Consider the following 13,946-nt stretch of genomic DNA (forward strand, 5'->3'; position numbering starts at 1 on the left):
TGCGAGAGATCCGCCTCGACAGTGTCTCCTTCACCTACCCGGACAAGACCGCCCCCGCGCTCGACGGCATCAGCCTCACGCTCAGGGCCGGGGAGACCGTGGCGTTCGTCGGCGTCAACGGCAGCGGCAAGTCCACCTGCTCCAAGCTGATCGCGGGCCTGTACGACCCATCCGCCGGAAGCGTGTCCTGGAACGGCACCGACGCTCGGGACCTTGACCCGGTCTCGCTCCAGCAGCGCGTCGCCGTGGTCTTGCAGGACCCGGTGCACTATCCCTTCACCGCGCTGGCGAACATCACCGTCTCCCGGGGGTCGTTGACCGAGTCCGTCCCCGAGGAAGCGCACGCGGCAGCCGTGGCCTCCGGTGCCGACACCGTCATCGCGGGTCTCCCGGGGACCTGGGAGGCTCTGCTGTCCAAGCGGTTCGCGGGCGGGCAGGAGCTCTCTGCCGGGCAGTGGGCCAAGATCGCGGTCGCCCGTGGGCTCTACAAGGGCGCGCCCGTCCTCCTCCTCGACGAGCCGACCGCCAGCATGGACCCGCGCGCCGAGCACGCCGTCTACCAAGCCGTCCTCCGCGGCATCCGCCGCCCTGGCCAGATCACCGTCCTCATCTCGCACCGACTGGCCTCCGTCGTGGAATGCGACAAGATCGTCGTCTTCGACGGCGGGAAGATCATCGAGTCCGGCCCACACCAGGAACTCATGGATAGACAGGGCGAATATGCCCAGATGTTCGCCCTTCAGGCGGCCGGGTACCAGAGCACGCCGACCGGGGCGGAGGAGGCGTGACCTCGGGTCACGGGCACCCGCCGTGGGTGGGCGCCTTCCGGGAAGGGGCCCGCCGGTGACGCCCGGGGCCGTCAGCCTGCCCCGCGGGTACAGGTTCACGGCCTACGTATGGGGCGAGTCCGCGAGCCTCGCCGGGAGTGCGGTGTCCGCCGTCGCCCTCCCGGCTCTCGCAATCCTCCACCTGCGCCACACCCGCCCGGGTAGCGGCCCTCGCTCTGCCAGCCCACCTGCCCGCATTCGCGCTCGCCCTGCCCGCCGGGGTCCTGGCCGACCGCCGCCCGAAGAAGCTGCTGCTGATCGCCGGCTGCCGCCCGTTCGCCGCCCTGATCGCCTGGGCGGCGGCCACCGCTATGAGCGTCGAGACGGTACTCGTCATGGGAACCGTCGTCCTGGCCGTGCCCACCGTGCTGCTGTGGTTCTCGCCCCTCCGGCCGCTCGATGCGATGCCCGCACCCCGGCAGCCGGTCATCCCGTCCGAAGGGGTGCACCCGTGACCGGACACCCACCTCGCTTCCGCGCTCTCCCCGACGACAAGGCGGTCCCCATGCCCGATCCCTCCGAGCCGCAAGGCACCGCAGTACTGCTGGTCAACCCGGCCAGCCAGTACCTGCTCCATCTCCGCGACGCCAACAAGCCGTGGATCTGCGGCCCGGGCACGTGGGGCATTCCGGGAGCTCATCGGGAGAGCGGGGAGACAGCTTTCCAGGCCGCCGAGCGCGAGCTGCTGGAGGAGACAGGGCTGGCCGTTCGCGGGCTCGTGCCGTTCACCGTCGTCGACTCCATCGGGCCGGACGGGCACACCAAGGGACGCATCCAGGTCTACCTCGGAGCCTGGGACGGCGACGCCGACGCACTGCCCGTGACCGAGGGGATCACGTACCGGTGGTTCGACACCGCCACCATCGCGTATCTGACGATGTGCCCGTGGACCCAGCGCGTCATCGACCTCCACCAGGCCCAGCAGCCCCTCCCCGCCTCCCAGACCGTCGCCGCCGCCGCGCCCACCCCGGTGAACCGGACCCGCCCGCACATCGTCGGCGTCCACCTCTATCTGGAGCGGGACGGACGGGTGCTGCTGGGGCTGCGCCACCCGGACTCGTCGTTCGCCGGATCCGTCCATCATTTTCTGGCCGGGCACTGCGAGCAGGAACCCGCGACCGGAGCCATGGTGCGCGAGGCGTGGGAGGAGGCGGGTCTTCGGATCCGGCCCAAGGACCTTGAACTCGTTCACGTCGTGCACACCCCCGACCAGTCCGGAGGCCTGCCGCGTGTGCAGCTCGTCTACCGGGCCCATACCTGGGACGGGGAGGCGGCGGTCCGCGAACCAGACCGGTGCGTCAGCTGGGACTGGTGGCCCCTGGACGCGCTGCCCGAGCCGATCGTGCCGTACACCCGCGCCGCGATCGAAGGAATCCGCGCCGGCCGCCTCTCCACCGAACTCGGCTGGCCCTGACCACCATCCGGACCCGGACATCCCTCTCACACCCCTCGTGTCTCCCAGGCGGTGCACCCATGACTCAGGCCCCATCACCGACGAACGCCTCCACCCTGATCCGCAACAACCGAGGGGAGCACCTGCTCCATCTTCGTGACCAGCGGCCCGACATCTGGGAGCCCGGAGCGTGGTCACTCCTGGGAGGCGGCCGCGAACCCGGTGACCGGGACCTGGAGGACACCGCCCACAGGGAACTGCCGGAGTTCACCGTCCGCGAGGTCTGGACCGCCTACGGAGCGCATCACCTCCGGCGCGGCACCCCGGTCAAAGACGTGGACCGACTGCGCTGGGGCTACGGGGAGGCCGACCCCGGCTCGGAGGTGCTGGGGGGCGTGTCCGGACCGAGGGTGCTCGACCTCGGCTTCGGGACCGGCCGGCACACGGCCCGCCTCGCGCGCCTCGGCGCCCGGGGCGATACCGTCGAAACCTCCCCGACCCAGCACGAGCGCGCCGCCGCCCGCTACGCCTCGGTGCCCGGTCTGCGGCTGATCCACGCCGACGCGGTCACCCACCTGAGCAGGGAGGTCGAGCCGTACGACTTGGTCTACGCCGTCCATGCCCTGGCGTACATCGATCCGTACCGTCTGCTGCCCGCCCTCGCCACGGCGCTGCGCCCGGGCAGCGGCAGCGGACGGCTGGTGTTCTCCGCCCTGCACCCGAACTCCGCCGGGAATCCGCCGCCGGACGAGGTCCGGGCCTGGCCTCAGACCCTCCCCCTGGCCGGCGGCGGCGAGTTCACGGTGCCCATGTGGGCCCTCACTCCGGCCCGGTGGCAGGCTCTGCTCGCCGAGCACGGTCTCGTCACCGACGCTGCCGACCTGCTCGCCGCACCGGACGGAGACGACCCGCTGTCCTCGCCCCTCGGTTCCCCGACGGGCAGTTACACCTCGACCTGCGCGGCATGGACCCGAACCCGTCCGGCCGGGCGACGCCCTGGCCCGGCCGCTGCACGCTCTCGGCGTGGCCAACCACGCCCTACCCCGTGAACTGGAGGACCAGGCACGGCTGTTCCGCTCCCCCGCCGCTACCCGTCGCCTGCTCCCCGGCTCCATGAGGAGGGTCTCGGTGGGGCGCTCGGCGAGCTGGCTGCCGACCGTGCGCATCCGCAGACCTGCGCCGCGGGCGCCGTGGCCGATGAGGTCGATCTCGGCCCTGGTGGCCAGGTCCACCGGCCGGGTGGTGGTGCAGGCGAGACGGAACCGGATGGTGATCGCGGTGCCGACGGGCCCGGCATCGGTGCCGACCCCGGGCCGATGGGCGCGGAAGGCCTCGCGCAGCACGGAGCATCCCCGCGCTTCACGGATCGCGTCCCTCTCCTGTGAGCACCGGCGTCAAACCCGCCCATGGATTCGGTGGTTCGCCCGTCACAGGACCGCAGACCGCGGCGTGCCGCTGCCGCGCCGTGCGCACCGCGAGGGGAACGAGTGCCGGAGGCACCCCGTACACAAGGTGGCAGAATCGCTCCGGAGGGTGTCTCGCGGTCCACGCCGGTCGGCTGAAGGCCGTGGCGTAGGTGGACCAGTGGCCTTCGAAGGCGACGATCAGATCGGCGATGCGCGCGTATCCCGGTGCTGGGTACACGCCCGGGTTCAGCACGACCGTCCCGGCCCCGAGCCGTCGGAGCCCTCTGACCAGACGTCGGCAGGCGGGAAGTCCGTCCCTCGCGCAGGCGACCTGGTCCAGGAAACAGCCATCGGCCCCGTACCAGTCCCGGTGCCGTGCGAAGTCGCTCTCGACCTCGCACGCGGGGCGGTCTCCATAGCCGGTGTCCACATAACCCAGCACACGCACACCGGCCGCGCGCAGCGCTCGGGAGACGGCGGTGAACGCCGGGTCCGGGGCGCTGCCCGGGCCGTTCGCCGGGTTGAGGATGACCCCGTGGACGGAGTGGGACGCCGCGACCAGCCGGGACCAGGCCCCCGGGTCCTGGGACGGGTGAACATAGAGCGGGATGAGCAGACTCACGACAGGCGCGTGTCCTCTCGGCCGGAGCCCTGTCCCGCGGACCGGGGCTCCCCGCCGGCCGCCGCCCACAGCGCTGTCAGCGAGTCCTCAAGTCCGTACCGGGGCCGCCAGCCGAGGGCATCGGCGGCGGCCTTGATGTCGGAGCACTGCCACGACACCTCCTCCGAGCGCGTGGAACCACGGCCGTCCTCCTCGATGCGTCCGCGGAACCCGGCGGTCCGTGCCAGTGTGTGCACGAGATCACGCACCGGTACGGCGCGCCCGCCACTGATATTGAGGATGGGCGGCAAGGGTCCGGGGGCCGTGACGGCGAGCGCCACAGCCCGTGCCACATCGCGAACGTCCACGAAGTCACGGTAGGAGGACAGATCGCCCAGCCGCACCACGACGCCGTGCTCGCCTGCGGCATCCCGTAGCAGACCGAGGACCCGGCCGGGGAGTGAGGTGGGTGCCTGACCCGGACCGACCGGGTTGCCTATCCGAAGCACCACCGCGTCCAGGCCGGAGCCGGTCACCGTGACGGTACCCGCGAGCTTGGTGGCGCCGTAGAAGGTCACCGGGCGGGTCGCGGACGACTCCGTCACCTCGGTGCCGGGTGTGCCCGGACCGTACTCGGCGGCTGAACCGAGGTGAATCAGCCGGGCGCCGGGGGCGGCCTTCCGTACGGCGGCGCAGAGAGCGGCGGCGCCCCGGGTGTTGACCTCGGCGAGAGTCACGGCGTCACCCCCCACCGCCCCCGCGCAGTTGACCACGGTGTCAGGGGCCGCCGACGCGAGGACGCCCGCGAGGCGGTCCACGGTGTCGGTGGCGAGATCGATGCCGAGGTCCGCGGCGGGCGAGCGTCCGGTGCGGAGCAGTCGCGCGCCCGGCAGGGCACTCAACTGCTCCGCGATGTGCCCGCCCAGGTATCCGGTGGAGCCCAGGAGGATGATGCGCATGGTGTGGGTCAGGCTCCCTTGAGCAGATGGGATTTGCGGCTGGTGAACTCGGCGTTGGCCTGGTCGTAGTCATCCGGACGGCCGATGTCCAGCCAGTAGCCGTCGAACTCGTAGACATGAGGCGGGTCCTGGGCCTTCAACAGGTCCAGCACCACCTCGTCGAAGCCCAGGGGCAGGCCCGGGGTGTACCCGTCGAGCGTCGAGCGGGAGAGTCCGTAGACGCCCATGGAGACCCGGTAGTCCAGGCTCGGTTTCTCGGTGAACCCGACGACCTTGTCGGCGTCGGTGGTCAGGACGCCGAAGTCGATGCGTACCTGACGGGCGTAGGTGGCGATGGTCAGTGGGGCGCCGACGGCCCGGTGGCGGACCAGCACGTCCGTGAAGTCGAGATCGGTGAGGATGTCGCCGTTCATCACCAGTAACGATTCCGGAAGTCTGTCGCGCATGGTGAGCAGCGGGCCCATCGTCCCCAGGGGACTGTCCTCGATCGTGTAGTCGATGGCCAGACCCCACTGGGATCCGTCCCCGACATAGGCGCGGATGATCTGGCCGAGATGACCGATGGCGAGCGTGCAGCTGGTGAATCCGGAGGCCGCCAGCTGGCGTAGCACGATCTCCAGGATCGCGTGCTGGTCTCCGATGGGGACCAGAGGCTTCGGCAGTGCGGTGGTGTAGGGGCGCAGCCGGACGCCCTTGCCTCCGGCCAGAATCACTGCGTGCATGGTTCTCCTCCTCGGGGTGGCGTGCGAGCCGGGTCAGATGTTGTAGATGTCGGTCTTGTAGCGGGCCAGGTTGGCCGGGTCACAGAAGAAGTCCACGGTGCGCGCGAGGCCCTGTTCCAGCTCATGGGCGGGCTTCCAGCCGGTGGCGCCGCGCAGCCGGGTGGCATCCGCGACCAGCCGCATGACCTCGGAGTTGGCGGGCCTGACACGCTGTGCGTCCTCACGGACCGCGATCGTGGCGTCCATCAGCTTGCCGATCATGGCGACCAGGTCACCGACCGCGGTCTCGCCCCCCGTACCGGCGTTGAAGGTCCGGCCCACGACTTGAGCGGCCTCCGCCGTGCCGACGGCCAGGAATGCCTGGGCGGTGTCCTCGACATAGGTGAAGTCCCGGGTGGGGCGCAGATCGCCGAGTGTGATGGTGCGTGCGCCGGCGGCCACTTGGCCGATGACGCTCGGGATGACCGCCCGCATGGACTGCCGGGGGCCGTAGGTGTTGAACGGCCGCAGTGTCACCACCGGGGTGCCGAAGCTCGCGTGGTAGCTGTCGGCCAGCCTGTCCCCGCCCGCTTTGGAAGCGGCGTACGGGGATTGGGTGTTGATGGGGTGGTCCTCGGTGATCGGTACGGTCAGTGCCGTGCCGTATGTCTCGCTCGTGGACGTGTGCACGAGCCGGGGTGTGCCCAGGGTACGAACCGCCTCCAGCACATTGAGCGTTCCGGTGACATTGGTGTCCACGTAGCTGTGCGGGGCCCGGTAGGAGTACGGGATCGCGATGAGTGCGGCCAGGTGGTAGACGCAGTCCGCTCCCTCCACGAGTGCCCGGACCGATCCCGGGTCACGCACGTCACCGAGCTCGATCTCGACGTGCTCCAGGACGTCCTTGGACAGGGTCTCCAGCCAGCCGTACGAGGAGAAGGAGTTGTACTGCGCCATGGCCCTGACCCGGTGCCCGGATGCCACCAGCGCCTCGGTGAGGTGCGATCCGATGAATCCTTCGGCTCCGGTGACGGCGGCGAGTGGTGCGGAGTTCACCTGATGATCCCTTTCTGCGGTTCGTGCGAGGAGCCGGGGCGGTCCATCGCGTGGAGTGGTGCTTCGTGGTGGTGTGGTGGGTCTGTGTGGCGGCCGTCCTGGTGGCCCGTGGCTCCGGGGACCGGTGATCCCGGGTCCGCGTCCTTCGCCGGTTCCCCTTCCCTGGTGTTCCGTGTTCCGCCTCTGGAGTCGACCTCTGTCGTCCTTCCGGTGCCGACCCGCGTCATGCGCCCGGTCCGGTCCGGGATCCGGCGTGCTCAGGCGTGGGCGGAGGGACGTCCGAGCACCGACAGGGCGCAGATCACCAGCACCACCGCGGCCGGGCCGCAGCTCAGCACCAGTGCGACCGGAACCGCCGACGGATGGAGGAAAGTGAGCGCTCCGGCCCCGCAGGCAGCCGCGAGACACACCGCGGCGGGTGGCCAGGCCACGCCGAACGCCTGGAGCAGCAGGGCGGTCCACAAGGTGGTGGCAAGCAGCAGTACGGGTCCCGGCTCGGCCCCGATGATCAGTGTCGCCGGCAGGATCGGCAGCAGATAGCCGAGCAGACAGAGTGTGATGATGCCGGCGGAGCGCCTCCTGAAGGCAGGAAGTGTGGACGTCGCCCGCAGGGCCGCCGCCGACATGCCCCGGTAACGGTAGAGCAGCCACTCGGCCGGTCCCATGCTCAAGGAGAGCATCACGACGGCGTACGGGTGATGCCGCCCTTCCAGCATCACCAGCACGCCCGCCGCGAGGCCGAACAGTCCGTACGGCAGCGAGCGCAGCAGCCCGGGCCGGCCTGTGCCGGCGGCGGGCTGCTCCGTCAGGGTGCTTCGCAGTGCCCGCCCGGCCGCCGCGGCGGCACCCACCAGCGAGAGCAGGGGCAGTCCGATCCGCAGCGGAGTGCCGGGCTCCCACCACGGCAGCGCCGCCGCCCCCACCACCATCGGCAGCAGCGCGGCCAGCAGCACCAGCTCCTGTCCCAGTACCAGCAGTACGCCCGCCGACGCGAGATACAGCGACTGCCCCGCGACGAACAGCGCCATCGGACCCCGTCCGGTGAGCACGACCCCCGCCGCCACGGCCACCGCGGCGCCCATCGGTGCGCCCAGCAGGAGCGTACGGCCGGCCTCCCGGCGCCCCGTGGCCATCCGCAGATAGGCACGATGGCTCAGTGCCTGGCCCCAGGCCCATGAGATCAGACCTGCCAGAACGAGGGCGTACGCACCACCGTTGGGATCCCAGACCTGTCCGATGAGCACATAGGCGAGTCCGGGCAGGGCGAAGAGCACTCCGCGCAGCGCACAACGGACGTGGTCGGGGCGCCATGGGTCGGTGGCCGGTGCCGCGGGCTCGGGGAAGGTACGGGGTATCTTCTCGTACAACACGGTGGCCAGGGTGAACAGGTCGGGGTGCCCGTACCGTTCCCGGATCACCTCGGCGGTCAGCCCCTGCGACTCCAGGAGCGCGGCCACCTCGTAGGGGTGCACGGCGGGGCCGATGGAGTCCGCCAGGTCTGCGGCGAGCCGGTCGACCGCACCGTCGTAACCGGGACGGGAGCCCGCCTCGCCGGGACGGGTGGCATCGGTATCCGGCACCCGGAGTACGAGTGTCCGGTCGTCGCCGTCGTGCGGCACGCCACGGTCCTTGAGGAGCCGCAGGGAGAGCGTGTCCTCGCGGCCGACGTCCGGCCCGAGCGCTATCGGCCCGCTCATCCGGCCACACTCATCAGGTCCGCGACCGATGTGCCGCCCGTCCCAGAAGCGGGCGGGGCACCCGTGCCCACCGGGATACCGGAAGGCAGGCCCCGGCCACCGGCCGACAGGTCGAGGTATATGGCGCGGAAGGTGTCCACGGTCTGGCGCAGGGTGAACTGTTCGATCACACGCAGCCGGGCGGCCGTCCCCATGGATCTTCGCCGCCCGGGGTCACCCAGCAGATCCGTGGCGGCGGCGGCCATCGCGGCGGGGTCGCGCGGCGGTACGACCAGACCCGTGTCGCCGACCGCTTCCCGCACTCCGCCGACGTCCGTGGAGACGGTCGCCCGTCCGCAGGACATCGCCTCGATCAGGGTGAAGGGGAAGCCCTCACTGATACTGGAGAGCATGACGACGTTGCCCGCGGCGTACGCGTCCCTGATGTCGTCGACGCGGCCTTCGAAGGTGACCGCGTCCGCTTGTCCGAGTTCGGCGGCCAGCGCCTCGCATCGCGCCCGGTACTCCTCGCCGCCGCGCGGGGTACCGCCGAAGAGCCGGAGCCGCGCCTGTGGCACCTCGCCCCGGACCAGGGCGAATGCCCGAATCAGGGTTTCCAGGTCCTTGATCGGGTCCACCCGGCCGGCCCAGGTGAGGGTGGGGACATCCGGCTCCGGACCGGCCGCCGGAAAGGCCGCCGGGTCGACCCCGTTGTACACCGTGCGGATCAGTCCCGGATCGGCTCCCCCCCGCTCCTCCCACAGCCGGTTGTAGCGGTTGCCGGGGGTGATCAGGGCCGCGCGCCGGTAGGTCTCCTCCGCCAGCAACCGGTAGAAGCCGAGTATCAGGGCTTTCACGGGCCAGCGGTACGGGGCGGTGCGATAGCCGAGATATCGCTCGCGCAGGTAGACGCCGTGTTCGGTCAGCAGCAGCGGTACACCGTGCCGCTCAAGCCCGGTCAGCCCCGGGAGTACGGCCACACCGCCGCTGACCGCGTGGGCCACCCCGTGCTCCGGGGGCGGCGCCGCCAGGGGACGGAGGGCGTGTTCGAGCAGGGAGGTCGCGGTCACCGCGTCGTACAGCGTGGGGCGGGCTTCGGAGGTCGGCAGCCCCGGGCGGTTCCACACCGCGGCGAGAACGGCGAGTGCCCGGTCACCGCGGAGGAAAGGGCTGAGCAGACCATCCGTGGCGGCCCGCGCCAGTTCGTGGAGGGCCGGGCCGAACCCGTCCTCGGCCCGGGGATCGAGAAGAGCTGTCAGGAACCGCTCGTAGACCGTGGCGAGCGTGTTGCGGCTCCGGCCCCGGGGCTCCCGTCCCGGTGGGGCCGGGCCCCACAGAGGGACGGGAACGACCCGGGAGACGTGGCCGGGAAGGTCCCATACGACCGGTTCCCGGCCGGTTCCGGTCACGGCTATGACGTCGAATTCCACGTCCGGCATTCCGTTGACGAGTTGGTCGCACCAGACGCTCACTCCGCCGTGGCTGTGAGGATAGGTTCCCTCGGTGAGGAGGGTGACGCAGGCCGCGCCGGAGCGGCGCGCGCCGCGGTGAAGGTGCATAAGGAGTGCTCCACGAAGCTGTGCGGGGAGGGCGGGTTCCGGCTCCCGGAACTCTCGGCTCGGGTGCGGTGGCTCAGCTCTCCCGGCTGTACGGCACCTGTCGCAGCACTCCGGCGGGCACCCGGGCCCGCGGCGCGGTCTCGTTCGTGGCGGGCGTGCCGGCGCCGTCGTGGACAGCGCCGGGAGCGGCGGACGACGGCAGGGTGAGAGCGAGCGGCTGTGCGGTCGCGGTCACCCAGCCGGACACCTTGCCCGCGTACGCCTGGCCGAAGGCGGTCGTGCCCCGCGTCGTACCGGCCGGCATGGTGGCGGTCATCGCCACCGCGGCGGGCGCCTCTACCGTGACCGTGTCACCGATCCGGTAGGCGGTGACATCGCCGGCCTGTACGGCGGACTTCCAGGCGGATCGTTTGTGCAGTTCGGCGCCGATGTCCTTCATCCGGAGGTTGACCACGGGCGTGTCGTCGGCGAAGAGCCGCGCGTAGCCGTCGAGGACTCCGTTCAGCACCGGATAGGCGATGCGGTCCTCCGCCAGGTTCGACTGATGGATGAAGTGCGGCTTGGGGTCGTTGGCGAGGACGTGCCCCAGGGCGATCCGGGTTTCCAGCGGTGCGATGTACTCCGTGTAGCCGGTCGTCGTGTTCAGCGGGGTCGCCAGGCAGGTGGTGGTGGCGGGGTTGTCCTCGCAGATACCGCTGCCGCCCTGCTGCCGGCGGGTGTAGATCCAGTTGTACTCGTCGACCTGCTCGACCACTCGCCCGGCGTTGAAGAAGATGTTCATCGGGTAGCGGGGGACGGTGGTGGCCGGGCCCACCTGACGCTGTCCCGCCTCACGGGAGTTGTCCGAAGCGAGCCAGGAGACACCGTTGTCGGCCAGCGTCGGCGCCAGGTTGGGGTTGTCGGTGGGCTGTTGTGGAAGCAGCCGCATGCCGGAGTGCTCGCCTGTGATCAGTTCGTCGTTCTCCAGGGGAAGCCCGGCGGACTGACCCCAGACGCGGTTCGTGGCGATCTCGTACGATATCTCGCTGCGGGAAACCCACTTCGTGCTGCCGTCGGGAAGGGTGTCGCATCGCCACGGCACCACGCTGACGTCCTGCTGGCAGCCCAGGAAGGCGTGTGTGTAGGTGTGGTTGATCCAGCGGAACCTGTTGCGGTCCGCGATCAGCTTGTCGGCCAGGAGGTCGACCCCGTTGTTGGCCAGGCGGTGGTCGGCGCTGCCTTCCGCGTTGTAGGCGAGGTCCAGGGTGAGGTTACGGTTGTTCTGCCAGGTGGCGGCGTAGTCGGCGTCCGCCGCGGTCATCCGGATGGGGTTCGGCATTCCCTGGCCCTGTCCGCAGTCCACGTCGGGCGTGCAGTTCAGGTCCGTGTCCCAGCGGGCGTCGGCGGCCAGCACATCGTCCACATGGACGGCGAAGTAGTTCCGCGAGGCCCCGAGGTGGACACCGCCGGTCATCCACTCGACGATTCCGCGTGCCAGCAGCCGGAACTGCTGCTGGTAGCGGTTGTAGACGAACGTGACGACCAGTTCCCGCCGTCCGTCGTGCCGGTACTCGCCGACCAGCGAGCCTCTGGTGGATCTGCCGGGTATGGCCGCGTCGACGTAGGAGGTGAAGTCCGCTCCGGCGGTCGGCGGCGAGACGTAGGCATAGCTCTCGCCCACCGAGGACGAGTTGTCCTCGAACGGTACGGCGCCGTCCAGATATCCGAAGGGTCCCGCTCGGCCGGCGGTGGTGACCTGTGCCTCGACGCCGTCCATGGAACCGGCGTAACCGTTGCCGACTGCGGACTGAAGTCCGACCGCGGGCCGCGCATAGGTGTAGGCGTCGACCTGGGGGATGCCGTATGTCCTCTCATAGGTGGCCAGAGCAGCCATCTCCGGGGAACCGGTGGAGAACGGGTTGTCGTTGGGCAGCACCACTGCCTGGAACTTGGCCCGGGGCCGGCCCTCCACCGTGTCCGCCAGGAATCCCGCGTTGATCACCGGACGTCCCGGCTGCTGGAGATCGACCTTGGTGTAGGGCGTTCCGGCCGTGTCCAGTTCGGCGGCTATGGCGTCGACGGCGGGCCCGCCGTCCGTCACGACCAGGACACGGAGGTCGACACGGGGCGCGGCGTCATCGGCCTGTGCGGGGCCTCCGGTCAGTGCGAGCACGGCGATGAGCGCGCACGCCGTGGACAAGGCCGTGCGTATGGACTTCTTCTGCATGGTGGCGCAGTCCCTCCCCTGGGCAGGGGTGTGTCCGCCATGGATGGAGCGGACACACCCCCAGTGCGACGCCGTGCCCCCCTCAGGTACCCGGTCGCCGCGCATCCGTCTCGTCACATAGTGAGGGCCATGTGTTGGTTTCGTGTTCGCGTCACGAAACTTGACGAAAAAGCGCGGGCGTTCACCCGGTCCGCACCTCGGACGAGGTGATCTCGTCGGGCCTCACAGGGCCGGGATCCGGGAGCCGCACACCCAACCGGACCTCAGTGCTTGGGCGGGTGAGGAATCATGGTCCGGGCGCCCGGAGCCCCCATGGATCCCTTCACCGAATGGTTACCCCCTCAAGCATCTCGGGCCGTGTTGGCTGAAATGCTGCCATGACGACCGTCCGGGGGATGTGCACGCGGCCGGCCGCCACCGGTGATCCCACGGGCACCGCACGGAGCGGTCAGGCGCAGAGCACCCGGGTCTCCGGGGTGAACACGGGACCGCCGCTCACGTTCGTCTGATCGCTGAACTCGGTGTAGTAGTAAGAGTAGAAACCTATGTTGCCGTTACAACCGGAGTCAGCGGCGATCTGGAGTGTCAGCGTGACGGTACGGCTCTGACCGGGCGGGATGGTGGCACCGTAGTTGGCGCCGAGATCGGCCGGGCCGGTCCCGGAACAGGGAGTGCTGCCCGTCGGGGTGGCGAGGCTACAGCCGGTGAAGCTGTACTTGAGGTCAGGGCGCTGGGTGGTCAGCCAGGTGGGGTTGATCGTCTGGTAGACGAACAGGATGTCGTAGGTCTTGTTGTTGGTCAGCGTCATCGACAGGTTGACCGTTCCGCCCGGCTGGGTGGTCGCGCTGTCGATGCTGAAGGCCATTCCGGCGGAGGCCGCGCCGGCCGCGTTCGCTGCGGGCGCGAGACCGAACAGGGCGAGGAACATGGCAAGGACCATGGCAAGTCCCAGGCGTCTCTTCTGTGTGATTCGCATGACCGGGACGCTAGAAGGCCGCGAGTCTTCCGTCTGCACCTCGCGGCGTATGGAAGTCGGCGGGCGTCCGAAAGCGACTCTCCGGGATCCGGGACGTGAACGGGGCGTCACAGAGTGACGCAGGACACGTTCGCGCACGGCAGGGCAGGTGAGCGAGGCCGGCGCGGACCGGGGCGGCCGGCCGGACCGCTACGGAGAACATGCGGGCCCCATTGGCGGATATCCAGCGGGATGGGAACGTCCGAAGCGGAGCCGGACGCGTCCACTCCCACGGTTCGTCACGGCGTAGCGCCCTGCACGCGAGGCTGTCGCTATCCGGTCCGGGCGGCCAGGAGCCGGGCGCGGGTGTGGGTGGTCGTACCGCCTGAGGGCGTGTCACGCGCCCATCTGCTCAACGGCGCGTGTCCCCGACTCCCCTCGTGGAGCCGGCCCCGGACGGCCACACGCACCAGGAACCAGCAGCGGACACCCCGCTACGACGCCGCAAGCCGGCCGGCATCTCGCGCAGTCAGCAGCTCGGCTGCGCTCGCCCCCTGAGAGTGATCGGGGCGATCGAGTGGGCCTCCGAGTGGACGAGGCTACGGAA

At 70.4% G+C, this 13,946-nt stretch carries 12 protein-coding genes; 4 read left to right on the plus strand and 8 right to left on the minus strand.

The window, feature by feature from the left end; all coding sequences use genetic code 11:
* The 4 genes from FF041_RS29000 to FF041_RS29015 form a co-directional block, all read left to right on the plus strand.
* The coding region (locus FF041_RS29000) for an ATP-binding cassette domain-containing protein (RefSeq protein ID WP_153525584.1) at positions 1-788 on the plus strand (788 nt) is incomplete at its 5' end.
* A gap of 137 nt (positions 789-925) precedes the next feature.
* Positions 926-1,282, plus strand: a complete 357-nt coding sequence (locus FF041_RS29005) for a hypothetical protein (protein WP_153525549.1) — start codon at positions 926-928, stop codon at positions 1,280-1,282.
* 50 nt (positions 1,283-1,332) lie between these two features.
* Complete coding sequence (locus FF041_RS29010) at positions 1,333-2,241, plus strand: NUDIX hydrolase (RefSeq protein ID WP_153525550.1); 909 nt, start codon at positions 1,333-1,335, stop codon at positions 2,239-2,241.
* A gap of 59 nt (positions 2,242-2,300) precedes the next feature.
* Positions 2,301-3,269 carry a methyltransferase domain-containing protein gene (locus tag FF041_RS29015; protein WP_228388697.1) on the plus strand — a complete coding sequence of 323 codons (969 nt, stop codon included), beginning with the start codon at positions 2,301-2,303 and terminating at the stop codon, positions 3,267-3,269.
* Positions 3,270-3,579: 310 nt separating this feature from the next.
* On the opposite strand, the gene FF041_RS29020 is transcribed toward FF041_RS29015, so the two are convergent.
* From FF041_RS29020 to FF041_RS29055, 8 genes are all read right to left on the minus strand, one after another.
* Positions 3,580-4,248, minus strand: a complete 669-nt coding sequence (locus FF041_RS29020) for a spherulation-specific family 4 protein (RefSeq protein WP_323393012.1) — start codon at positions 4,246-4,248, stop codon at positions 3,580-3,582.
* Positions 4,245-5,186 (minus strand): NAD-dependent epimerase/dehydratase family protein, encoded by a 942-nt coding sequence (locus FF041_RS29025; RefSeq protein ID WP_153525551.1) that lies wholly within the window; start codon positions 5,184-5,186, stop codon positions 4,245-4,247. The genes FF041_RS29020 and FF041_RS29025 overlap by 4 nt, the downstream gene beginning before the upstream one ends.
* An 8-nt stretch (positions 5,187-5,194) precedes the next feature.
* Positions 5,195-5,908 (minus strand): nucleotidyltransferase family protein, encoded by a 714-nt coding sequence (locus tag FF041_RS29030; protein WP_153525552.1) that lies wholly within the window; start codon positions 5,906-5,908, stop codon positions 5,195-5,197.
* Between the two features lie 33 nt (positions 5,909-5,941).
* Positions 5,942-6,943: an SDR family NAD(P)-dependent oxidoreductase gene (locus FF041_RS29035; RefSeq protein ID WP_323393014.1), complete on the minus strand. Its 1,002-nt coding sequence runs from the start codon at positions 6,941-6,943 to the stop codon at positions 5,942-5,944.
* Between the two features lie 257 nt (positions 6,944-7,200).
* Positions 7,201-8,640 (minus strand): hypothetical protein, encoded by a 1,440-nt coding sequence (locus FF041_RS29040; protein WP_153525553.1) that lies wholly within the window; start codon positions 8,638-8,640, stop codon positions 7,201-7,203.
* Positions 8,637-10,178 carry a GT4 family glycosyltransferase PelF gene (pelF, locus tag FF041_RS29045; protein ID WP_153525554.1) on the minus strand — a complete coding sequence of 514 codons (1,542 nt, stop codon included), beginning with the start codon at positions 10,176-10,178 and terminating at the stop codon, positions 8,637-8,639. The genes FF041_RS29040 and pelF overlap by 4 nt, the downstream gene beginning before the upstream one ends.
* Positions 10,179-10,251: 73 nt before the next feature.
* Complete coding sequence (locus FF041_RS29050) at positions 10,252-12,384, minus strand: hypothetical protein (RefSeq protein ID WP_153525555.1); 2,133 nt, start codon at positions 12,382-12,384, stop codon at positions 10,252-10,254.
* 448 nt (positions 12,385-12,832) lie between these two features.
* Entirely contained in the window at positions 12,833-13,360 is a 528-nt protein-coding gene (locus FF041_RS29055; protein ID WP_153525556.1) for a hypothetical protein, read from the minus strand.
* Between the last annotated feature and the right edge of the window lie 586 nt (positions 13,361-13,946).

This window comes from Streptomyces jumonjinensis (assembly GCF_009600885.1).
Taxonomy (GTDB): Bacteria; Actinomycetota; Actinomycetes; order Streptomycetales; family Streptomycetaceae; genus Streptomyces; species Streptomyces jumonjinensis.

Coding starts and splice junctions, on each gene's coding strand:
- FF041_RS29050 (WP_153525555.1), bottom strand. CDS start 12,384: ATGCAGAAGAAGTCCATACGCACGGCCTTGTCCACGGCGTGCGCGCTC.
- FF041_RS29055 (WP_153525556.1), bottom strand. CDS start 13,360: ATGCGAATCACACAGAAGAGACGCCTGGGACTTGCCATGGTCCTTGCC.
- FF041_RS29025 (WP_153525551.1), bottom strand. CDS start 5,186: ATGCGCATCATCCTCCTGGGCTCCACCGGATACCTGGGCGGGCACATC.
- FF041_RS29030 (WP_153525552.1), bottom strand. CDS start 5,908: ATGCACGCAGTGATTCTGGCCGGAGGCAAGGGCGTCCGGCTGCGCCCC.
- FF041_RS29040 (WP_153525553.1), bottom strand. CDS start 8,640: ATGAGCGGGCCGATAGCGCTCGGGCCGGACGTCGGCCGCGAGGACACG.
- FF041_RS29015 (WP_228388697.1), top strand. CDS start 2,301: ATGACTCAGGCCCCATCACCGACGAACGCCTCCACCCTGATCCGCAAC.
- pelF (WP_153525554.1), bottom strand. CDS start 10,178: ATGCACCTTCACCGCGGCGCGCGCCGCTCCGGCGCGGCCTGCGTCACC.
- FF041_RS29010 (WP_153525550.1), top strand. CDS start 1,333: ATGCCCGATCCCTCCGAGCCGCAAGGCACCGCAGTACTGCTGGTCAAC.